This window comes from Arthrobacter sp. ISL-5, assembly GCF_018613835.1.
Lineage (GTDB): Bacteria > Actinomycetota > Actinomycetes > Actinomycetales > Micrococcaceae > Arthrobacter.
The window spans coordinates 39,531-61,262 of sequence record NZ_JAGGPM010000046.1 but is presented as its reverse complement, the minus strand read 5'-3'; the positions used below and the strand labels follow the sequence as shown (position 1 = coordinate 61,262).

Here is a 21,732-nt window from a genome sequence, read left to right as displayed (position 1 = left end):
GTGCTTCAGGACGCCTTCTCGAGACATCTCCCTCAGCCAAAGTCGAACGTTCAAGGAAAGCGAATATAAGAATGTCCTCCTCCACGAACTTCGGTCACCCGATTGACTATCGCTCTTTGGAACGGCCAATTCTCCAGGCCCCAATGGCAGGCGGCCCATCTACCCCGGAACTAGCCGCCGCCGTGAGTTCGGGCGGAGGCGTTGGATTCCTGGCCGCAGGATACAAGACCGCGGAGCAGGTGGAGAGTGAGATGAAACGGACACGCGAACTCACGTCGGCGCCATTTGGCGTCAATCTTTTCGTGCCCCAGGCATCATTCGCCGACCCTGCAGGATTGAGTGATTATGCTGCAGAGCTTGGTCTGGACGCCCGGCGATACGGGGTTGATGTCGGCCATCCGAAGTTTGACGACGACGACTGGGACAACAAGCTCGACGTCGTCCAAAGCCTCGCTCCCGCCGTCGTTTCCTTCACTTTTGACGTCCCGGAGGCGTCGGTCGTCAAAAGGCTGCAGGAGTCAGGAATTTCCGTCCTCATGACAGTCACGACGGTGGCCGAAGCCGTTGCGGCAGCGGAAGCGGGTGCCGACGCTCTCTGCGTGCAAGGTCCCGAAGCCGGAGGACACCGCGGCACCTTCCAAGCAACAGCGCCCATCGATGAGACTCCGCTTGGTCCCCTGCTGGAACAGGTCCTTAAAGCGGTAGAGCTTCCTGTCATTGCAGCAGGCGGCATCGCCACAAGCGCCGAAGTCGCTCGTTTGCTCGCGAACGGGGCCATAGCTGTCCAAGCCGGAACTGCCTTCCTGCGGGCGGCTGAAGCCGGCACCCGCCCTGTCCACCGGGCAGCGCTTTCCGCTCCTGAATTCACCACAACGCGGATGACCAGGGCATTTTCGGGAAGGTACGCCCGCGGCCTTTACAACGCGTTCATGAAGGACCACGATCCGTCGGCACCTGCAGGGTATCCGGAGGTTCATCACATGACGACACCCATCCGGGCGGCGGCGGCTAAAGCCGGCGATCCTCACCGAGTCAATCTTTGGGCCGGAACAGGCTATGACCGAACCATCGAAGGAACAGCGATGCAGATACTACAAACCCTCACCCCTTAGACGGCAACGACTCCCGACCGCCAACCACGCCGACACCAACACCACCCGTTTGGCAAGAAAGAAGAAGGACATGGAATTCCTGACCACCCTCATTACCAACGTTCCCGACGGAACACCGGATGAAACCGTAGACGACACCAGGTCACGGGAAGCCATCAGGGCTGCACAACTGGCGGAGCACGGTCACCTTCTGCGCCTGTGGAAGCCTCCCGTCGAGCCGGGTGAGTGGCGAACTCTTGGCCTCTGGAGGGCAGATAGCGAGAGCGAGTTAAGGAGCATCCTCACAACCTTGCCTCTTCACATCTGGATGACCGTCGAAATCACACCGCTCAATCCCCACCCGAATGACCCGGCGGGCAAGCGCGCCTAGGGCCGCAAGCGGGGCAGGCCTAGCTGACTGCCCCGTCTTCGACCACAGAATCGAAAAGAAGAGACACTGTGCGATTTAGTCGGTCTGCGCTTGATTCGTTCCGAGGCCAGGGCCTGCCGGACCTGCTCGGGGATCACACGCGACTTCTGTTCGTCGGCATCAATCCCGGTCTGCGCGCAGTCGCAGTGCAGGCGCATTTCGGCGGCGGCGGGAGTAACCGCTTCTATCCGGCTCTCTACCGGGCAGGCATCGTTGATCGGCGGATAGATGCGTCCGCGGGCTTCCGTCCCGAAGACCTCGCGCATCTGCATGAGCGTGGCCTCGGCATCACCTCTCTCGTTGCGGGAGCGTCGGCGCGCGCGGACGAACTCACCGCAGATCAACTCATCACTGGGGCCGAAGCGCTGTCCGAGCGCGTTGAACGCATCGCTCCAACAGTGGTGGCGGTATTGGGAATCACCGCCTACCGGACTGCCTTCGCCCGGCCGCAGGCGAGGGTCGGACGTCAGCCGGATCCCCTCGGCGGCGCCGCCGTCTGGGTGGTGCCGAACCCGAGCGGCTTGAACAAACACGCGAGCCTCGCTGACCTGGCAAACGCCTACGCAGAAGTCGCAATCGCGTCCGGCATCGCACTCTTCACAGCATCGGCATGACCTGCCGCGCCCGCAAGGTCTGATGGTGGATTCTCTTCGGCGTCACAATCCGTCGACGATGCCGTCGACGACGGCGCCGAACTTCCCTGACGGCCCACCTGCCTTGACGAGCACGCTAAGCCCGACCACAGAGGCAAGCAGCTGACTAGCGGCGGTCGCGGCATCCCGATCCATGCTGAATTCTCCGGACTCTCGTCCCTGCGCGATTGCTTGGCGAAACACCGCTTCGATCTGTGTGAAGAGGTCGTCCGCGAGGCGATTCACGTCGTCGTCGGCGGTGCCGAGCTCCGCGGCAGCATTGACCATGACGCACCCCCGCTGGTGCTCGCCTACGCCGGCAAGGACAGTCATCGCCCCTTTGAGACGAGGCCGGATCGGCCCTGGCGCTGAGAACAGGTCGGTCAGGTACTCGAGTCGTCTCTCGCTGTAGCGCCGGAGGGCACGCATAAACAGCGCGTGCTTGCTCTCAAACGTGTTGTAAAGACTGCCTTTGCCGATCCCCAGCTCACTGGCCAACTCCTGCGGCGTCGTCCCGGCGTACCCCTGGCGCCAGAACAGGTCCATCGCCCTGTCGACGGCCGTGTCCGTTTCAAACTGCATCGGTCTACCCATGAGAAAAGCGTAACTTGCATGGTATTGTACTTCAAGGTCAAAAACTGACGATGACCACTCGCCGGGGCCCCGCTGCCCCCTTTTTTAGGAAGGCATTCCTTTGTCTGCTCAACTCACCACGGCGAACCTCGCCCCTGCGACACACGCGCGCCAGCGTGTCCCCTTGAACACGCTCGCCATCCCACTGGGCCTGGCTGGCCTCGCCCAAGTCTGGTCCGTGGCGACTTCTGCGCTCGGCCTCCCGGTCGAGCTCAGGCAAGCATTCTGGCTGATCGCTGCGATCGCCTGGATATGGACCCTCGCAGTGCACCTGCATCGCGGCACGCGCAGCGACCAACCGCTCTCCCATCAGCTCATGCACTTCGCTCAGGGTCCGCTTGCGGCAATACTTCCCATCGCCGCCATGCTGCTCGGCGCAGGCCTTCACCGCACGATTCCGATTGCCGGAACCGTGCTGACATTGATCTCCATTGCCGCCGCAGTCGCGTTCGCCGCATGGATTCTCAGCTTCTGGATGCGCGGGGAGATGCCACTCGAATCCGTTCATGGCGGCTACTTCCTGCCCATCAGTGCAGCCGGTTTAGTCGGTGCACTCACCGCCGCTGAAACGGGACTCGACTGGCTTGCCGTCGGAAGCTTCGCCGTCGGCATCTTCTTCTGGCTAGTGATCTCCGTGTTCTTCCTGCTGCGGCTCGCGCTCCGTCCCGCCATGCCCGCACCACTCGTCCCGACGCTCGCGATCATGGTCGCTCCCCCGGCCGTCGCATCAGCAGCGTGGCTTACGATCTCAGGCGGCCAACCGAATCATCTGTTCGAGGGGTTGACGGCGATGACGGCATTCATGGTGCTAATCCAGCTAATGCTGTTGCCGCGCTACGGCACACTGCCGTTCTCGCTCGGCTTCTGGTCATTCACCTTCCCCGCGGCGAGCGTCGCTGCGCTTGCAATCACGTGGCTGCACCTACTCCAACCGTTTGCCTGGCAGGCCATCACAGTTGGAGTGCTCGCCGCCGTTACGATCCTCGTCGTGTCGATCGCGACGAAGTCGATCCTCTGGCTCATCGCCACCAGCCGCGCGGGACGGCGACAGCGGTCAGCGGCCGAGAAGCAGACGATTGGCTGACCATGAGCAGGAATAGTCACACCGCCTATTCGAAATCAAGCCTGCGGATCTGAACGCATCGCTTCCCTTGGTCCAGTTCCTACTGCAGGACCTGCTCGTCCGCCTTGGTGCCCACTATGTCGCCGACTCCCCCTTCACAAACTACGTCTCGATCTATGGGCGATTGATCACGGGGCAGAATCCGCAGGCGGCGCGAACTGTCGCCCGCCCTCATTAGCAGCCCAACATTAGGCGACCAACTATGAACGAATCACAAGCCGACGAATGATGAACCAAACCTTCGTCGTCACCAAAGAGCACCGCCGCTTCACCGAATTCGCCAACGCAGTCCGGAAAGAAGGAACCATCGGGATCTGCCACGGCGACGCCGGAGTGGGCAAAAACAATCTCCGCCCGCCGCTATGAAGCCCTCTGCCGCCCCAAGACGCCCATGGACGAGATCCACCGCTGCCAGGTCAGAGTCCGCGCTTGCGTCGACGAACACCTGCACAGATTTGACCCAACAACACCCCGCAAGATGAACGGAATCACCAAACTCGTGGAGCTGCTCATCATCATCGAAGCCGCCGCGCATCCTCGTCATCGGCAACCAGCGACACGAATCGAACACGGAACGCCGCCATTTAGCGGTAAAACCCACACTGATGCCGGGCCGAGGATAACGATACGGGTCCGGATCCCATGTTGGTCCGGACCTGTTTCCGTGCAGCATTAGTATCTTAAGGTGCAGGAAAACGTGTCGGACGGTCTCGTTGGCTCCCTGGTAGACAATCGCTACCAGGTCAATTCGAGGTTGGCGAGGGGCGGAATGTCCACCGTCTACCTCGCCACGGACCTGAGGCTGGACCGGGATGTGGCCCTGAAGGTGCTCCACCCGCACCTGGTCAACGACGGCAACTTCCTGGACCGCCTGGGCCGCGAGGCGCGGGCTGCAGCGAAGCTCTCCCACCCCCACGTGGTGGGCGTCCTCGACCAGGGGCACGACGGCGGCACGGCCTACCTTGTGATGGAGTACATCAAAGGCCACACGCTCCGGGACGTCATCAACGCCAAGGGGGCACTGTCTCCCCGGCTCGCCCTCGCACTTATTGACCCGGTGGTTGAAGGGCTGGGTGCCGCCCACGCGGCCGGCCTCATCCACCGGGACGTGAAGCCCGAAAACGTCCTCATCGCCGACGACGGCCGGATCAAGATCGGCGACTTCGGCCTGGCGCGGGCGGTGACCACGAACACGACTACCGGTGCCCTGATCGGTACGGTGGGGTACCTCTCGCCTGAGCTGGTGCTTGGCAAACCCGCCGACGCACGCAGCGACATCTATTCCACCGGAATCATGCTGTTCGAAATGCTGACTGGCCGGCAGCCCTTTGATGGCGAAGTCCCCATTCAAGTCGCCTACCAGCACGTCAATTCAACGGTCGGACCGCCCTCCGGACTGGTTCCCGGGCTGGCGGACGAAGTGGACGAGCTGGTGCAGTGGTGCACCGCCAACGACCCCGAAAAGCGCCCGGTGGACGGAAATGCGCTCCTGGCGGAGCTGCGGCACATCCGGACGAACCTTTCTGACGCCGAGCTCGACCTGCAGCCTCCAGCGGCCGTGGGCCCCGCCAGCGCGGGCGCTGGCGGGGCCGTAGCCGGGGCCGGGGCCGGCGGAGCGGGCCCCGCGCCTGCGGCACGGAGCACGGAGGCGCGTCCCGTGCCGGACCGTATGCCCTCCCCCGGGAACCACACCGAGCTGCTGTCCCCTGTTCACATGCCCGGCGCACAAGCGGCCGGTGTACAAGGACCCGGTGTACAAATGCCCACGGCGCAAGGTCCCGCAGCGCAGCGGCCCACGGAAATCATCTCGCACACGAGCAACCCCACAGCGGTGTTCCCGCACGCCCGGCAGCTGCCCCCCGGGTTCGCGTTCGAACCGGCCGGCGCGGACGACGCCGCTCCCGCCGCCCTGAGCAAGCGGGAACTCCGGAAGCTTGACCGCGAGGAGCAAAAGGCCAGGGCGCGAGCCGCATCCACTCCGGTCCGCTCGCTGCGGGAGGGCAATTCCAGGCGCCGCGGCGCTCTTTGGATTGTGATCCTGATCATCGCGGCGCTCCTGGCCACGGGTGCCGGCTGGTTCTTCGGCATGGGGCCCGGCTCCCCCGGCACGGTGCCGTCGGTGGCCAACAGGACCGTCGCGGAGGCCCAGGCGCTCCTCCGGTCCGCCGGTTTCCAGTCCAGCACGCAGGATGTGTTTGACGACGACGTCAGGGCCGGCCTGGTGGTGGGTTCTGAACCCGCGGCGGGGACGGAGATCAGGAAATTCCAGCCGGTTTCGCTGTTCGTGTCCAAGGGCCCCCAGCTTTTCCCACTGCCGCAGCTGTCTGGGAAGACCCTCGATGCCGCCAAGAGTGAACTAAACCGCGCCGAGATGGCCCTGGGCAAAATCACGGAGCGATTCGACGAACAGGCGGCTGCCGGTACGGTCCTGAGCCAGACGCCGGCCTCGGGGACCGCGGTCAAGCACGGCACTCCCGTCGCCCTGACGGTGTCCAAGGGCCCTCAACCCATTCCGGTTCCGGATGTCCGCGGCGAGGAGCAGAGCGCGGCTGTCAGGGCGATTGAGGCAGCCGGGCTGAAAGCAGTGGTGGCGGACAAAACCGTCAATGACAGGAACGTCCCCAAGGGCGCCGTCGTGTCGCAGGAGCCGGCTTCCGGAACGCTGACCCGGGGAGAGACCGTCACGCTGACGATTTCCGAGGGACCGAAGCTTGTGAAGGTGCCGAATTACATCGGCAAGCAGGTGAAGGACGCCCGTGAGGCCCTCGAGAAACGCGGCTTCGAGGTCCGGGTGAACAACATCCTGGGCGGATTCTTCGGCACGGTGCGTGACCAGGATCCCGTGGACACCGAGGTGCCCGAAGGGTCCGTCGTCACGCTCACGGTCGTATAGCCAGGCCGACGAAAAACCGGCGCAGGGGAAGTCCCCGGCGCCGGTTTTTTCTGTGTGCCCTTGGTGGGGTCCTGCGCTAGCGCCGTGAAAGGGCCCCGGCCACGAGGAAGGCCATCTCCAGCGACTGCATGTGGTTCAGCCGGGGGTCGCACACCGACTCGTAGCGGTCCAGGAACGCCTCCTGGTCGATGGGGTCGGCGCCGCCGAGGCACTCCGCGACGTCATCCCCGGTCATCTCGACATGGAGGCCGCCCGGCACGGTCCCGAGGGCGTGGTGCACCTCGAAGAACCCGCGGACCTCGTCAATGACGTCGTCGAAATTACGGGTCTTGTAGCCGTTGGGCGAGGTGACCGTGTTGCCGTGCATCGGGTCGGTGACCCAGAGGACCTGTGCGCCGGAAGCGGTGACCTTTTCCACGACGGCGGGAAGCTTTTCGCGGATGTTGCCCGCACCCATGCGGGTGATGAAGGTGAGCCTGCCGGGCTCCCGTTCCGGATCCAGCTTGTCGATCAGCCGCAGGGCGTCGTCCCCGGACGTGGTCGGGCCCAGCTTGACGCCGATCGGGTTGCGGACGCGGGACAGGAAGTCGACGTGCGCGTGGTCCAGCTCGCGGGTCCGTTCGCCGATCCAGAGAAAGTGAGCGGATGTGTCATAGGGGAATCCGGTGCGCGAGTCGATGCGGGTCAGGGCCCGTTCGTAGTCGAGCAGCAGCGCCTCGTGGCTGGCATAGAACTCCACGCGCTTCAGCGCCTCGAAATCCGCGCCGCAGGACGCCATGAACTTGATGGCGCGGTCGATGTCCCGTGCCAGCGATTCGTAGCGAGCGTGGGCGGGGTTTTCCGTGAAGCCCTTGTTCCACTGGTGGACGAGCCGAAGATCCGCGAAGCCGCCCTGGGTGAAGGCACGGATCAGGTTCAGCGTGGAGGCGGACGTGTGATAGGCCCGGAGCATCCGGCTGGCATCGTGGCCGCGGGATTCGGGAGTGAAATCGTAGCCGTTGACGATGTCGCCGCGGTACGCGGGCAGCGTCACGCCGTCGCGGGTCTCTTCATTTGACGAACGCGGCTTGGCGAACTGCCCTGCCATCCGGCCCATCTTGATGACCGGCATCGCGGCGCCGTATGTCAGGACAACCGCCATCTGCAGGATGGTCTTCACGCGTGCGCTGATCTTGTCCGCGGTCGCGTCGCCGAATGTTTCGGCACAGTCACCGCCCTGGAGCAGGAACGCCTTGCCCTGGGCTGCAGCAGCGAGGCGCTCCCGGAGTATATCGACCTCACCGGCAAACACGAGGGGAGGAAGCACCGAAAGTTCCTTGACGGAGGCGTCGAAAACATCCCTGTCCTGCCAGCTCGGCTGCTGGGAAACCGGAAGGTCCCGCCAGTTGTCCAGTCCCGGATAGTTGGCTGCACCGCTCTGTGAGGTGCTGGTCAGGGAAGAGGCAGGTTTTGCAGATAGCTCAGTCACACTCTAAGAGTAGTTGCCGCACCCGGCATCCGGACACCCGATCTGTCATCGACCCCGGGCAATACGTCACAGAGGTATCCTGCGCCGGCCTGGGTGTACTGCTCAGGCAGACCGGGAGGAACCGACGTCGTTGCCGTCGCCGGAGTCCCGCCCGGATTCCTTACCGGGCCCTGTCCCGGGCAATTCCCCAGGCCCCGCGGGCGAATCGTCGGGTCCGACTCCGGGCTGGACCGTACCAGGTCCGGGCTCGGCCGCCCCCGGTGCCGGCTCGGCCGGACGGGGCTCGGCCGGGGCACCTCCGGGCTCGGCTGCCCCCGGGGCCGGCTCGGCCGGACGGGGCTCGGCCGGGGCACCTCCGGGCTCGGCCGCCCCCGGGGCCGGCTCGGCCGGGGCCTCTGCGGAGTCGGCCGGTGCGGCAGTGGCCTTCCCCGCCAGCTGCAGCTTGACGACGGCGGCGTACTCGTCGACGTATTCCTGGCCGGAGAGCCGCATGAGCTCATACATGATTTCGTCGGCCACGGATCGCTGGATCAGCCGGTCTTCCGCCATGCCGTGATAGCGGCTGAAATCCATCGGTTCGCCGAAGATCATGCCGATGCGGCGGATGTTGGGCAGCCGTTTCCCGATCGGCTGGACCTTGTCGGTTCCGATCATCGCCACGGGAATGACCGGAACGCCGGCCGCAAGCGCAAGCCGGGCTACGCCCACCTTTCCACGGTAGAGGCGCCCGTCGGGGCTGCGCGTGCCCTCGGGATAGATTCCCAGCAGTCCGCCGGAGGTCAGCACGTCCATGCCAGCCTCCAGTGACGCAGCGGAGGCCGCACCGCCGGAGCGGTCCATGGGGAGCTGGTTGGTGAGCCGGAAAAACATGGCGGTCAGCCGGCCTTTGAGGCCGGTGCCGGTGAAGTACTCCGACTTGGCGAGGAAGATGACGGGCCGCGGCACCATGAGCGGCATGAATATGGAATCCGAGAACGACAGGTGGTTCGACGCGATGATCGCCGCGCCTTCAGCCGGAACGTTGTCCAGTCCCTTGACCCATGGCCGGAAGAGAGTGCGGAGCACCGGCCCCAGGAAGATCCTTTTCATGACCCAATAGAACACGTGTCGTACCCCTCCGGAAGGCAACTGGCAGGCGCTCCAAAGGGCACGGCCAGCACTGCAATGCAACCCTACTCTAGTGAGAATTGTCCGGAACAGTGACACGATGGTCTCATGACAGAGAGCAGCGCCCGGACTACGCCCGCCGCTTTCAGCTACCCGGGCCACGGACCCAATGCGCGCATCGGAATAGCCATTTGCCACGGCTTCACGGGCAGCCCGTTGAGCATCCTCCCGTGGGCCGAGTTCCTTGCCGGGCACGGCTTCGCCGTATCGGTGCCGCTGCTCCCGGGGCACGGGACCCGCTGGCAGGATCTGGCCCGCACGGGATGGCGGGAGTGGCACAGCGCCTTTGAAGAGGCATATCTGGACCTCGCCGCCAAGACGGACGACTGCTACGTGGCGGGCCTGTCCATGGGCGGTGCCGTCGCGCTGCTGACCGCCGCCCGCCACAGCGTGTCCGGTGTGGCGGTGGTGAACCCGGGCCTGAGCTTCTACGACCGCCGGGTCCGGGTCATCGGCCTGCTCAAGTACTTCCAGCGGACCACCAGTCCCATCGAAGAAGAAAACCCGACGTCGGCCCCCACCGAAGACGGCGACTACTCCCTCACGCCGTTGGCAGCTGTCCATCAGCTGAAAAGGCTCTTCGCGGCCGCAGCCCGCGGACTTCCGCGCGTCACCGCGCCGGTCCTGGTCTTCAAGTCCCGCAACGACATCGTGGTGCCACCCACATCCCTGGCACTGATCAGGAAGCGGCTGGGATCGACAACCCTGGACGTTGTACCGCTGAAAAACAGCGGGCATGTGGCAACGCTTGATGTCGATGCCGCGGAAATTTTCGAAGCCTCGGCGCGGTTCTTCCAGGAGCACGCGCGAAGCAACATATCGTCGGAGAAGTCATGAGCATAGTTCCGGACCACAGTCCGTTCAGTAGCCCGTTCTCCGGCGAAGGTCCCCGCGTCGGCGTGGCCCTGTCCCACGGATTCACCGGCAGCCCGTACGGAGTCCGGGCCTGGGCCGCGGCACTGGCCGCCGCCGGCTTCGCGGTCCGCATGCCACTGCTCCCGGGCCACGGCACCACGTGGCAGGAGCTGTCACGCAGCCGCTGGACCGAATGGCACGAAGCCATGGATGCCGCCTATCTTGAACTCGAAGCCGAGTGTGACCATGTCTTCTCCGCCGGCCTGTCCATGGGAGGCGCCCTGGCGCTGCGCATCGCCGCCACGCGTCCCGTTGCCGGAGCCATCCTGGTCAATCCCGGCCTGGTCATCGATGATCCCCGCGCTCCGCTGGCCGGCATCCTCAAGCTGGTGCTCAAGAGCACCCCGGCCATAGCCAACGACATCCTCAAGCCCGGCATGGACGAAGGCGCTTACGCCCGGACGCCGGTGGCGGCGGCACACCAGCTGAACAAGATGTTCAAGGACACGCTCAGGCTGCTCCCGCGCGTCACCGCGCCGGTGCGGGTCTTCCGCTCCACCGTGGACCACGTTGTTTCCGACTCCAGCATCGTGGCGCTCCGCCGGGGATTGACTCACGCCCCGCTGCAGGTCAGCAGGCTGGAGAACAGCTACCACGTCGCCACGCTAGACAACGACGCCGAGGAAATTTTCAGCGGCTCGGTGGACTTCATCCGCGTGGTTGCGGAATCCCGCCAGGCTCAGAACCAGTCCGCGACCGCCAGCCAGAAGGGCACGCCCGATGAATAGGCCCGATTCAAACCCGTCCGATCCGAGCGCCAACCAGGACGACGCCGTCTGGCTTGACCTCGTGGCCAGGCTCCAGGGCGACACGCCAGCTCCCGGCACCGGTGCGGGGCCCGACGACGGTGCCGGTTCAGAAGCGGGCGGCGGGGCCGGGCCGGCGACCGATCGCGAACCTGGCGCCGGACCGGAACCCGGCCAGGCCAAGCGCTTCACGGACTTTGATCCACTGGGGCTCGCCCCCAGGGCTCCGACGGAGTTGTCGGCCGCGGAACGCCAGGCCGCGGCCCGGCAGCGGGACGCAGAAACCGGAGAACCCGCCGGGCCGCCCGCTGCCGAGGGGCCGCGGGACTACGGCGTCGAAGACGACGACGCCTTCGTGCCGGAGGAACCTCCCCGGCTTTCGGCCACGGACCCGCTGACCATGCTGGCATGGCTTGGCGCTGTGGGCGCGCCAGTGGCGCTCGTGCTGTCGTCGATGTTCTGGCGTTCAGCACCGCTGCTGGCAATCCTGGGCATGGTGGCCACCTTCATCGGAGCGGTGGTGTACCTGATCATGAAGCTGCCCCAGGAAAAGGACGAAAACGACGACGGCGCGCGCGTCTGAAGGCGTCTGACCTGCTGCGCAGGCCTGGTCAGACGTGCGTTCGACTGCTCACGCGGGACAGGTCCGCGGCGCCGATCAACCCTGCATTCGGCCCGAGGGCAGCAAGGTCGATTTCCGCGGCAGGACGGAACCCGCGCCCGGTCAGGTTCCGGGCAAAGGCCTTCCGCGCCGGTGCCACGAGCAGCTCTCCGGCCGCGCAAAGCCCTCCGCCGATCACGAATTTACCCGGGTCAAGGGCAGCGGCCAGGTTGGCCAGCCCCAGTCCCAGCCAGTCGCCCACGTCCTCCAGGAGCTCCCTGGAGGCTGCGTCGCCGGAGATGGCCAGCTCGGTCACGGTAGCGCCGGTGATGCGGTCCGCCTGGCCGTCGACCGCCTTCAGCAGTTCCTGGGCCACCGGGGAATTGGCCGAAGCCAGTTCCCGGGCCTCCCTGCCAAGGGCGTTGCCGGAAGCGTACTGTTCCCAGCAGCCTCGGTTGCCGCATTCACACCGGTGACCGCCGGGCATGATGATCTGGTGCCCGAACTCGCCCGCGACGCCGAACCTGCCGCGTTCCACGCGCCCGTCCATCACCATGGCACCGCCGATGCCGGTCCCCAGCGTGATGCACACCAGACGGTCCTGGCCCTGCCCGGCGCCGAAGCGCCATTCCGCCCACGCCGCGGCGTCGGCATCATTGACCAGCATGACCGGGCGGCGAAGCAGTCGCTGCAGATTGTCCCGCAGCGGTTCGTTGCGCCAGGCGAGATGCGGGCTGAAGAGGACGGTGCCGCCGTCGAGGTCCATCCAGCCGGCAGCGCCAATGCCCACCGACCTGATGCGCGAACCCCGGCTCAGCTCCTCAACCAGCTCCACGATGACCTGCTCCACGGCGCGGGGATCGCTTCCTGGAGTGGAACGCCGGGCTTCGCGGAGAATCCTTCCCTCAGCATCCACCACGCCGGCCGCAACCTTGGTGCCGCCGATGTCGATGCCGATGGCCAGTCCGCGGCGCCGCAGCCGCAGCTGCTGCCGGAACATCCGGTGGTGCATCCCGCGGCCATGCTGTCCCAGCGGTCCCCGCTGCCACGCGCGGATTCCGTATTGCCCGGTTCCGCCGTGGCGACCGGTTTGGCTGGACTGTTCAGTGGGCGGGGGTGGCTGCATAATTTCCCATTCTAGGTGTCCCTGCGATCCACTCCTCCGGCGGCGACACAGTGGCGCTCGAAGGCATGCCGACGTAAAGTTACTGGCGAGTAGGTAAATTGCGCCTGCCCCGGCAAGACGGGGTACTAAGGTTAGGACTACCCGCTGCGGCCTACGGATAACAAAGGAGCTATCGTGCGCGAATTCACCGTTCCGCCCCTGGCAAACGTTCCCCCGGACACCAACATTACCGACCTCGTGCTGCGCCAAGCCTCGAAGGAGTCGAATCCTGCATTGTTTTCGCGGCTGGATTCCGGCGGCCAGTGGCAGGACATCACGGCCAAGGACTTCCTCGCGGACGTCTCCGTGCTGGCCAAGGGACTCATGGCCAGCGGCGTGGGCGCGGGCGACCGCGTGGGGATCATGTCCCGGACACGCTATGAGTGGGCCTTGATCGACTTCGCCATCTGGTTCGCAGGGGGCGTGTCCGTCCCGATCTATGAGACCTCCTCTCCCTCCCAGGTCGCCTGGAACCTGGGCGACTCCGGCGCGGTGGCGGCCTTCGGCGAGTCAGCCCATCACGAGAACATCATCAGGCAGGCAGCAGCGTCCGAGGGGCTCAGTGCACTGGCCCACGTGTGGAAGCTTGAAGGGAGCGGCCTCGACGCCGTCCGCGCGGCCGGAACCGGCGTCAGCGACGACGACCTCGAGGCACGGCGCCGGGCTGCCGGGCTCAGCGACCTCGCCACCATCATCTACACCTCCGGGACGACCGGCCGGCCCAAGGGCTGCGAACTCACCCACGGCAACTTCGTGGAACTGTCCGAGAACGCCCTGGCCACGTCGCTGGGCCAGATCGTCAACCAGGAGGCCAGGACCATCATGTTCCTCCCCCTGGCGCACGTGTTCGCGCGGTTCATCTCCGTCCTGTCCGTCGCGGCCGGGGTCACGGTTGCCCACACGCCCGACATCAAGCACCTGCTGCCCGATCTGCAGAGCTACAAGCCCACGTTCATCCTGGCCGTGCCCCGGGTGTTCGAAAAGGTGTACAACTCGGCCCTGACCAAGGCAGAGGACGGCGGAAAGGGAGCAATCTTCCACAAGGCCGCGGATACGGCCATCGCCTATTCCCGCGCCCGGCAGGACGGCGGCGTCGGATTCGGCCTCAAGATCAAGCATGCGATCTTCGACAGGCTCGTTTACAGCAAGCTCCGGGCGGCCATGGGCGGCCAGGTGGCCCATGCCGTGTCCGGCGGAGGTCCGCTGGGCGAACGGCTGGGCCACTTTTTCCAGGGAATCGGGCTGCAGATCCTGGAGGGCTACGGCCTCACCGAGACCACGGCGCCGGTCAGCGTCAACACGCCCGAAAGGATCAAGATCGGCACGGTCGGCGCGCCGATTCCCGGCAATACCGTCAAGATTGCCGACGACGGCGAGATCCTCACCAGGGGCACGTGTGTCATGCGCGGCTACTACAAGCGTGATGACCTGACGGCGGAGGCGTTCCTGGACGGCTGGTTCCGCACCGGGGACATCGGCCAGCTAGACGGAGACGGCTTCCTGACCATCACCGGCCGGAAAAAGGAAATTATTGTGACAGCCGGGGGCAAGAACGTGGCGCCCGCCCAGCTCGAGGACCAGATCCGGGCAGATGCGCTGGTTTCACAGGTGCTTGTGGTGGGCGACAACCGCCCCTTCATCGGCGCACTGGTGACACTTGATGAGGAAGCCCTTCCCGGGTGGCTGCAGCGTCACGGACTGCCGGCGGAGACCACCGTTACTGATGCGGCAGGCAACGCCGCGGTCAAGGCCGCGGTGCAGGAGCTCATCAACCATGCGAACCAGTCCGTGTCGCAGGCGGAGGCCATCAAGGCATTCAGGATCGTGCCCAGCGACTTCACTGAAGCGTCCGGCCACCTGACCCCGTCCATGAAGGTCAAGCGGGCGCAGGTCATGACGGACTTCGAGAACGTGATCGACGAGATGTACAAGTCACCGAAGCCCGCCCCAGCCTAACCATCATCCCAAAGCACACCATCCGCAGTGCAGAAGGGCCCCGCCGGACTTCCGGCGGGGCCCTTCTGTCATGGTCAGGCCTGCTGGAGCTCGTCCATTACCAACGCGGCAAGCTCCACGGCGGCACCCCGTGTTGCGGGCCTGAGCTGGCTCAACTGGATCCGCGAACCCTCGGCAAGGTGCCGGTCGTGCGGAATCCGGACCACATTCTTGACCCGGGACAGGAAGTGCTGCTCGATTTCATCGATGTTCACCAGCGTGCGGTCGCCTGCCGCCATGTTGATGACCACCGTGGCCTTGGCCACCAGGTCCTGGCGGCCGTGGGCTTCCAGCCAGGACAGCGTCTCGGAGGCCAGCCGCGCTTCGTCCACGCTGCCGCCCGAGACGAGGACCACGGCGTCGGCCTTTTCGAGGGTGCCCTTCATAACGGAGTGCACCATGCCGGTGCCCGAATCTGTCAGCACGATTGAGTAGTAGCGGCCGAGGATGTCAGTGACGGCCCGGTAGTCGGCGTCGTCGAACGCATGGGCCACCATGGGATCGGTGTCCGAGGCCAGGACGTCGAGCCGCGAACCGTCCCGGGCGGTGTAATTGGACAGCTGCGCGAAGGAATTGACCGTGAACCTGTCCTTGACCAGCTGGCGGGCCGTGAAGTCCGCCCGGCCGGGAGAACGGTCTGACAGGGTTCCGCGGTCAGGATTGGCGTCCATGGCGATGACGCGGTCCTCGCGCAGGTCCGCGAGGACCATGCCCAGCAGGGTGGTGACCGTGGTCTTTCCGACGCCGCCCTTGCGGGACAGGACCGGCACGTACCGGGTCCGCTCCCCCAGGCGCATGGCGATCCGGTGCTCCATGGCGCGCTGGATCCGGATCCGGTCCGGGTCGCCCAGGTTCACGTAGCCGAAGGTCGCCTGGAACAGCCACCGGCGCCAGCCCTCGACGGGCGGGGCTGCGGTTTTGTTCAGCAGGCGGTCGGCGGTCAGTGCCGCAGCGGGCTCCGGCCCTTCGGCGCGTTCCCGGCGTTCGCTGACGTGTTCAGGTGCCTCGGCCGCTGCCGCATCTGCCGGTGCCTGGGCAGCGGCCTGCCCATGATCGCCGACGCCGGCCGGGAACCCGTCGGTGCCGGACTCCCCCGGTCCCGTGACAAGGCCGGGCCCGGAAGTGACCGTCGGCAGTGCTGTTGCCGCAGCGGGCTGCGGAATGCCGTTGACGGCCGACAGCGACCCGGCAGACGTGCGGTCCTGGGCGTCGGACACGGTCACGACGCTGATGTCGCCGGACGTCGGAACGTCAGGCGAGCCGTCTGTGTGAACCCCGTCTGTGTGAACCGCGTCTTCGTCAACGGCGTCTTCGGGAGCCGCGCTTGCGGTTGCATCGGGAGTTGGCGCCTCCGGTGCGGCTGCATTCGGAGCGGCTGCATTCGTCGGCCCTGGGCTCACCTGGGCTGGGTTCGCATCCACTGGGCTCAGCCGGTCGGGCGTCGGACCTTCAGCACCGGGACTCCGGTCAGGCCGCGCGGGCGTTGGCGTATTCGTCTGCGTCATGGCTCCCGCTCAGTGTGTTCGTCTCGGTATGCAAAGGCTGTGGGGGCGGCTAATGCCGTCCCCACAACCTTCACTCAGGATTCCAGCCTACCGGTATGGCTTCGCGGGGCGCAGAAGTACCGCCCCGCAGCGGAACCTTTGGCTACTCAACCACGAGCAGCAGGTCCCCTCCCTGTACCTGTTCCACGGCGGAAATCGCCAGGCGCGTCACCTTGCCGCCCACCGGCGTCGTGATGGATGCCTCCATCTTCATCGCCTCAATGGTGGCAACGGTGTCGCCCGCCTTGACGGTGTCGCCCGCCTTGACGGTGACCGTCACTGCTCCGGCGAACGGGGCGGCGACGTGGCCCGGCTGGGCGGGGTCGGCCTTCTCCGCGGCTTTCACGTTGCTGACCACGGACTTGTCGCGCACCAGGACCGGCCGGGACTGGCCGTTGAGCGTGCACATGACCGAGCGCATGCCCTTCTCGTCCGGTTCCGAGACGGCCTCCAGCGATGCGATGAGGCGGACGCCCTTCTCCAGCTGGATAACGTGCTCCGCGCCGCGCTGCAGGCCGTAGAGGTAGTCACGCGTGTCCAGGACAGACACGTTGCCGTACGTTTCCACGCTCTTCTGGTAGTCCTTCGTGGGACCGGCAAAGAGCAGCCGGTTCAGGGTCTGCTGCCGGGTCTTCGAATCGCCCCGGAGCGCTGCGCTGTCTTCGGCGCTGAGCTCGGCATCGCGGACCTTGATGCTCCTGCCCTGCAGGGCCTTCGTGCGGAACGGCTCCGGCCAGCCGCCCGGAGGATCGCCGAGCTCGCCGGACAGGAAGCCGATGACCGAGTCCGGGATGTCGTAGTTCTGCGGATTCTCGTTGAAGTCGGCCGGGTCGGCATTCAGCCCCACGAGGTGCAGGGCGAGGTCGCCCACCACCTTGGAGGACGGCGTGACCTTCACCAGGCGGCCCAGGATGCGGTCCGCTGCGGTGTACATGTCCTCGATCGCCTCGAACCGCTCGCCCAGGCCCAGGGCCATGGCCTGCTGCCGGAGGTTCGAGAGCTGCCCGCCCGGGATTTCGTGCTGGTACACGCGGCCTGTGGGCCCCGGAAGGCCGGACTCGAAGGGAGCGTAGACCCGGCGCACTGCCTCCCAGTAGGGCTCCAGCGAACAGACGTTGGCCAGGCTCAGCCCGGTGTCCCGCTCGGTGTGGGCCAGCGCCGCCACCAGCGCGGAAGCCGACGGCTGGCTGGTGGTCCCGGCAAGGGACGCCGAGGCGACGTCCACGGCGTCCACGCCCGCATCAACCGCGGCGAGCAGCGTGGCAAGCTGTCCGCCGGCGGTGTCGTGGGTGTGCAGGTGGACGGGAAGGTCGAACCGTTCCCGGAGCGCCGTGACAAGCTTTGCCGCGGCGGCCGGGCGCAAGAGTCCGGCCATGTCCTTGATCGCGAGAATGTGGGCGCCGGCGTCGACGATCTTCTGCGCCAGCTCCAGGTAGTAATCCAGCGTGTAGAGCTTCTCGTCCGGGTCCAGCATGTCGGCCGTGTAGCAGAGTGCGACTTCGGCGACGGCCGTTCCGGTGGCCCGGACGGCGCGGATCGCAGGCGCCATCTGGTTGACGTCGTTCAGGGCGTCGAAGATCCGGAAAATGTCGATGCCGGTGGCGGCCGCCTCGTTCACGAACGCCTCCGTGACCTCTTCCGGGTACGGCGTGTAGCCCACGGTGTTCCGGCCCCGGAGCAGCATCTGCAGGCAGATGTTCGGCAGGGCCTTCCGCAGTGCCGCGAGGCGGTCCCAGGGGTCCTCGCCCAGGAAGCGCAGGGCGACGTCGTAGGTGGCGCCGCCCCATGCCTCCACAGAGAGCAGCCCGGGCAGCAGCGAGGACACGGCGGGTCCGGCGGCAACCAGGTCCCTGGTGCGGACGCGGGTGGCCAGCAGCGACTGGTGGGCGTCCCGGAAGGTGGTGTCGGTGACTGCTACGGCAGTCTGCTCCCGCAGGGCGCGGGCGAACCCTTCCGGCCCGAGCTCCTGCAGCCGCTGGCGTGAGCCTGCCTGCGGCTCGCGACCCACTGCCGGCAGCTTCGCGGCCGGATCGGAATGGACGGTGAGCTCGCCGTTGGGCTTGTTGACAGTGACCTCGGCGAGCCACGTCAGCAGTTTGGTGCCGCGGTCGGCGGAAACCCGGGCCTTCAGCAGCTCTGGACGCTCGTCGATGAAATTGGTGGCCACATTGCCGGCGATGAAGTCGGCGTCGTCGAGCACGGCCTGCAGGAAGGAGATGTTCGTGGACACGCCACGGATGCGGAACTCAGCCAGCGCGCGACGGGCGCGGGCGACCGCTGCAGGGTAGTCCCGGCCGCGGCAGGTCAGCTTCACGAGCATCGAGTCGAAGTGCGGGCTGATTTCGGCACCCGAGTAGACGGTGCCGCCGTCGAGCCTTACGCCGGCGCCGCCGGCCGAGCGGTAGCCGGTGATCTTTCCGACGTCCGGGCGGAAGCCGTTGGCCGGGTCCTCGGTGGTGATGCGGCACTGCAGCGCCGCGCCCTTGAGGAATACCGTCTCCTGCGACAAGCCCAGGTCGGCCAGGGTTTCGCCGGAGGCAATCCGCATCTGCGCCTGCACCAGGTCCACGTCGGTGACCTCTTCGGTGACGGTGTGCTCGACCTGGATGCGCGGGTTCATTTCGATGAAGACGTGCTGGCCGGCGCGCTCCCCCACGGTGTCCACGAGGAATTCGACGGTTCCGGCGTTGACGTAGTTGAGGGCCTTGGCGAACTTCACAGCGTCGCGGTACAGGGCCTGGCGGATGCCCTCGTCGAGGTTGGGCGCCGGAGCGATCTCGATGACCTTCTGGTGGCGGCGCTGGATGGAGCAGTCACGCTCGAAGAGATGCATGACATTGCCCTCGGCGTCGGCCAGGATCTGCACTTCGATGTGCCGGGGACGGAGCACGGCCTGCTCAAGGAACATCGTGGGATCGCCGAACGCGGCGTCGGCCTCGCGCATGGCTGACTGCAGGGCTTCGGGCAGTGCCTCGCGGGTGTCCACCCGGCGCATGCCGCGCCCGCCGCCGCCGGCCACGGCCTTGGCGAAGATCGGGAAGCCGATCTCGTCCGCGGCGGCGATCAGCTCATCCAGGTCCTTCGAGGGCTGGCTGGACTTGAGGACGGGGACGCCGGCCTTGCGGGCAGCCTCCAAGGCGGCGACCTTGTTGCCCGCGAGCTCGAGGACCTCGGCAGGCGGCCCGACGAAGGTGATGCCGGCCGCTTTCGCGGCCCGGGCAAGGTCCGGATTTTCGGAAAGGAAGCCGTAGCCGGGGTAGATGGCGTCCGCCCCGGACTCCTTGGCCACACGCACCACTTCGTCGACGTCCAGGTAGGCGCGGACGGGGTGGCCCTCTTCACCAATCAGATACGCCTCGTCGGCCTTCTGGCGGTGGATCGAGTTACGGTCCTCGTTGGGGAACACGGCGACGGTTTTTGCGCCGAGCTCATAGCCCGCGCGGAAAGCGCGGATAGCGATTTCGCCGCGGTTGGCCACCAGAATCTTGGAAAACATACTTCTCCTGCATCATTGCGGGTGTATCGGTAAGTGGTCACAGTGTGTAAGACGGGTGCAGTGAAACACAAATCATTGTGTCTACCATCACAGAATTATCCGTCATGTCGGGACCAGATTCACTCCTGCGCTCCGCTGGCGCCGGAGCTGCTAAGCGATGAGCCATGCCCGGGCCGGATAAGGAGGGTTTCGGGGCGGGGTCAACATATGATGAATGGGGCGGCGGAAGCCTGTCCCCGGTTCCGGCAGTACCGGAACGGAAACTACCCCAACTCGGCAACCGGCGTTAGGTATTGGTTTTTCAAGTGCAAGTAGTCAGCATCAGCAGCCTCAAAGGCGGTGTCGGCAAGACATCGGTCACAACCGGATTGGCGTCTGCGGCATTGGCCGCAGGCATTCCCACGCTCGTGGTGGACCTCGATCCGCACGCCGACGCCAGCACTGCCCTCGGAGTTCAGCCAAGCGACAAGCTGGATATCGGCAGGATGCTCCGGAACCCGCGCAAGGCCCGGCTTCCTGAGAATGTCCTCCCCAGCGGCTGGATCGGGCGTGCGGAAAGCAACGGCTCCGGCCCCGCCGTGCTCGATGTGGCCGTGGGATCTGCCTACACCGGAATCTACGACCGCCCCGATCTCGGCAAAAGGGACCTGCGCAGGCTCTCCGCCGTCCTGGCCGGCGCGGAAAAGTACGAGCTGGTCCTGGTGGACTGCCCGCCGTCCCTGAACGGCCTGACCCGCATGGCGTGGTCGGCCAGCAACAAGGTGGCCCTGGTTGCCGAGCCGGGACTGTTCTCGGTGGCCGGCACGGAGCGCACCATGCGCGCCATCCAGCTGTTCCGGCAGGAGTTCGCCCCCAATCTTTCCCCTGCGGGCATCGTGGCCAACCGGGTCCGGACCGGATCCTCCGAGCATGCGTTCCGGCTCGCAGAAATGAAGTCCATGTTCGGCGACCTCCTGCTGACGCCGTACATCCCGGAACAGGCCAACTGGCAGCAGATCCAGGGTGCAGCACACTCCGTGCATCACTGGCCCGGCGACTCCGCCAAGTCCGCGGCCGGCATCTACGACACGCTGCTCGGCAATCTGATGTCCCTGAACAAGGGCAGCCGCAGCCGCAGCCACCGCTAACGGCATCCGGTAAGGGACGTCCGGGCTCCCGGCAGACTGAAATGGACGAAGGCCGCCTCCCCGGCAGGGAGGCGGCCTTCGCCGTATGCGCTGGATTCCGGAGCGCCTAGCCGATCTTCCGGGCTGCCCGGCGCTTGCTCAGTTCGTCGTCGGGAAACGTCTGCTCGCCTGCGTGCTCACTGGGCAGGGACGCCAGGCTTCCTTCAACTTCGCGCCACACGCGGCCCACGGCAATGCCAAACACGCCCTGTCCGCCCTGGACGAGGTCAATGACCTCATCGGCGGAGGTACATTCGTAGACGCTCGCGCCATCGCTCATGAGGGTGATCTGGGCCAGATCTTCCACTCCGCGCTCGCGCAGGTGTTCCACCGCGGAGCGGATCTGCTGCAGCGAGACGCCGGTGTCCAGGAGCCGCTTGACGACCTTCAGCACGAGGATGTCACGGAAGCCGTAGAGCCGCTGCGAACCCGAGCCGGCGGCGCCGCGCACGGCGGGTTCCACCAGTCCGGTGCGGGCCCAGTAGTCGAGCTGCCGGTACGTGATACCGGCTGCTTTGCAGGCCGTGGGGCCGCGGTAGCCGGCGTCCTCGTCAAGGACGGGGAGGTCCTCAGTGAAGAGAAGGCCCTGAGCGCCGCTCGCGGGCACAGCTACGCCGGCCGTGGAGGGCTGCTTCAGCTCGCCTGCTTCGCCTTTCGGACTCACGTG

General features: G+C 66.1%; 17 protein-coding genes and 1 pseudogene. 11 read left to right on the top strand and 7 right to left on the bottom strand.

All coding sequences use genetic code 11. The features are described 5' to 3' along the window. Window positions 1-71: 71 nt before the first annotated feature. The 3 genes from J7I89_RS22555 (at window position 72) to J7I89_RS22545 (ending at window position 2,135) form a co-directional block, all read left to right on the top strand. Complete coding sequence (locus J7I89_RS22555; RefSeq protein ID WP_214975096.1) at window positions 72-1,112, top strand: nitronate monooxygenase; 1,041 nt, start codon at window positions 72-74, stop codon at window positions 1,110-1,112. Between the two features lie 70 nt (window positions 1,113-1,182). After that, entirely contained in the window at window positions 1,183-1,482 is a 300-nt protein-coding gene (locus J7I89_RS22550; protein ID WP_214975093.1) for a muconolactone Delta-isomerase family protein, read from the top strand. Between the two features lie 68 nt (window positions 1,483-1,550). Next, on the top strand, window positions 1,551-2,135 hold the full coding sequence (locus tag J7I89_RS22545; protein WP_214975091.1) for a mismatch-specific DNA-glycosylase: 585 nt from the start codon (window positions 1,551-1,553) through the stop codon (window positions 2,133-2,135). A 42-nt stretch (window positions 2,136-2,177) separates the two neighbouring features. On the opposite strand, the gene J7I89_RS22540 is transcribed toward J7I89_RS22545, so the two are convergent. Beyond that, window positions 2,178-2,735, bottom strand: a complete 558-nt coding sequence (locus tag J7I89_RS22540; protein WP_214975089.1) for a TetR/AcrR family transcriptional regulator — start codon at window positions 2,733-2,735, stop codon at window positions 2,178-2,180. Window positions 2,736-2,910: 175 nt separating this feature from the next. Between J7I89_RS22540 and J7I89_RS22535 the strand changes: the two genes are divergently transcribed. The 3 genes from J7I89_RS22535 to J7I89_RS22525 all read left to right on the top strand — a co-directional run bounded on the left by J7I89_RS22535 (window position 2,911) and on the right by J7I89_RS22525 (window position 6,802). Next, window positions 2,911-3,870, top strand: coding sequence for a transporter (locus tag J7I89_RS22535; protein ID WP_214975086.1), 960 nt, complete (start codon window positions 2,911-2,913; stop codon window positions 3,868-3,870). Between the two features lie 264 nt (window positions 3,871-4,134). After that, window positions 4,135-4,275 (top strand): hypothetical protein, encoded by a 141-nt coding sequence (locus tag J7I89_RS22530; RefSeq protein ID WP_374102038.1) that lies wholly within the window; start codon window positions 4,135-4,137, stop codon window positions 4,273-4,275. A gap of 319 nt (window positions 4,276-4,594) precedes the next feature. Then, window positions 4,595-6,802: a Stk1 family PASTA domain-containing Ser/Thr kinase gene (locus tag J7I89_RS22525; protein ID WP_214975083.1), complete on the top strand. Its 2,208-nt coding sequence runs from the start codon at window positions 4,595-4,597 to the stop codon at window positions 6,800-6,802. Window positions 6,803-6,878: 76 nt separating this feature from the next. On the opposite strand, the gene J7I89_RS22520 is transcribed toward J7I89_RS22525, so the two are convergent. Together J7I89_RS22520 and J7I89_RS22515 are read right to left on the bottom strand one after the other, a co-directional pair. Beyond that, window positions 6,879-8,270 (bottom strand): class II 3-deoxy-7-phosphoheptulonate synthase, encoded by a 1,392-nt coding sequence (locus J7I89_RS22520; protein WP_214975067.1) that lies wholly within the window; start codon window positions 8,268-8,270, stop codon window positions 6,879-6,881. A gap of 416 nt (window positions 8,271-8,686) precedes the next feature. Next, window positions 8,687-9,374, bottom strand: a pseudogene (locus tag J7I89_RS22515) (lysophospholipid acyltransferase family protein); the annotation flags it as partial. 111 nt (window positions 9,375-9,485) lie between these two features. On the opposite strand from J7I89_RS22515, the gene J7I89_RS22510 reads away from it, so the two are divergent. From J7I89_RS22510 to J7I89_RS22500, 3 genes are read left to right on the top strand one after another with little or no spacing between them, the layout of a single operon-like run. After that, window positions 9,486-10,274 carry a carboxylesterase gene (locus J7I89_RS22510; RefSeq protein ID WP_214975053.1) on the top strand — a complete coding sequence of 263 codons (789 nt, stop codon included), beginning with the start codon at window positions 9,486-9,488 and terminating at the stop codon, window positions 10,272-10,274. Then, window positions 10,271-11,080, top strand: coding sequence for a carboxylesterase (locus J7I89_RS22505; RefSeq protein WP_214975050.1), 810 nt, complete (start codon window positions 10,271-10,273; stop codon window positions 11,078-11,080). Before J7I89_RS22510 ends, J7I89_RS22505 begins: the two co-directional genes overlap by 4 nt. Then, window positions 11,073-11,681, top strand: coding sequence for a hypothetical protein (locus J7I89_RS22500; protein WP_214975048.1), 609 nt, complete (start codon window positions 11,073-11,075; stop codon window positions 11,679-11,681). The genes J7I89_RS22505 and J7I89_RS22500 overlap by 8 nt, the downstream gene beginning before the upstream one ends. Window positions 11,682-11,709: 28 nt before the next feature. Here the strand turns inward: J7I89_RS22500 and J7I89_RS22495 are convergent, their stop codons facing one another. Continuing rightward, on the bottom strand, window positions 11,710-12,711 hold the full coding sequence (locus tag J7I89_RS22495) for an ROK family glucokinase (RefSeq protein WP_214975388.1): 1,002 nt from the start codon (window positions 12,709-12,711) through the stop codon (window positions 11,710-11,712). Window positions 12,712-12,999: 288 nt separating this feature from the next. Here J7I89_RS22495 and J7I89_RS22490 point away from each other — a divergent pair, with 288 nt between their 5' ends. Continuing rightward, window positions 13,000-14,820: a long-chain fatty acid--CoA ligase gene (locus tag J7I89_RS22490; protein ID WP_214975045.1), complete on the top strand. Its 1,821-nt coding sequence runs from the start codon at window positions 13,000-13,002 to the stop codon at window positions 14,818-14,820. Window positions 14,821-14,894: 74 nt separating this feature from the next. On the opposite strand, the gene J7I89_RS25850 is transcribed toward J7I89_RS22490, so the two are convergent. Both J7I89_RS25850 and J7I89_RS22480 read right to left on the bottom strand, forming a co-directional pair. After that, window positions 14,895-16,280 (bottom strand): MinD/ParA family protein, encoded by a 1,386-nt coding sequence (locus J7I89_RS25850; protein ID WP_308160009.1) that lies wholly within the window; start codon window positions 16,278-16,280, stop codon window positions 14,895-14,897. A 226-nt stretch (window positions 16,281-16,506) separates the two neighbouring features. Beyond that, window positions 16,507-19,899 (bottom strand): pyruvate carboxylase, encoded by a 3,393-nt coding sequence (locus J7I89_RS22480; RefSeq protein WP_214975042.1) that lies wholly within the window; start codon window positions 19,897-19,899, stop codon window positions 16,507-16,509. A gap of 305 nt (window positions 19,900-20,204) precedes the next feature. Between J7I89_RS22480 and J7I89_RS22475 the strand changes: the two genes are divergently transcribed. Then, complete coding sequence (locus J7I89_RS22475; RefSeq protein WP_214975040.1) at window positions 20,205-21,026, top strand: ParA family protein; 822 nt, start codon at window positions 20,205-20,207, stop codon at window positions 21,024-21,026. Window positions 21,027-21,132: 106 nt separating this feature from the next. Here J7I89_RS22475 and J7I89_RS22470 read toward each other — a convergent pair whose 3' ends face one another. After that, on the bottom strand, window positions 21,133-21,729 hold the full coding sequence (locus J7I89_RS22470) for a MerR family transcriptional regulator (RefSeq protein ID WP_003801807.1): 597 nt from the start codon (window positions 21,727-21,729) through the stop codon (window positions 21,133-21,135). Window positions 21,730-21,732 lie beyond the last annotated feature (3 nt).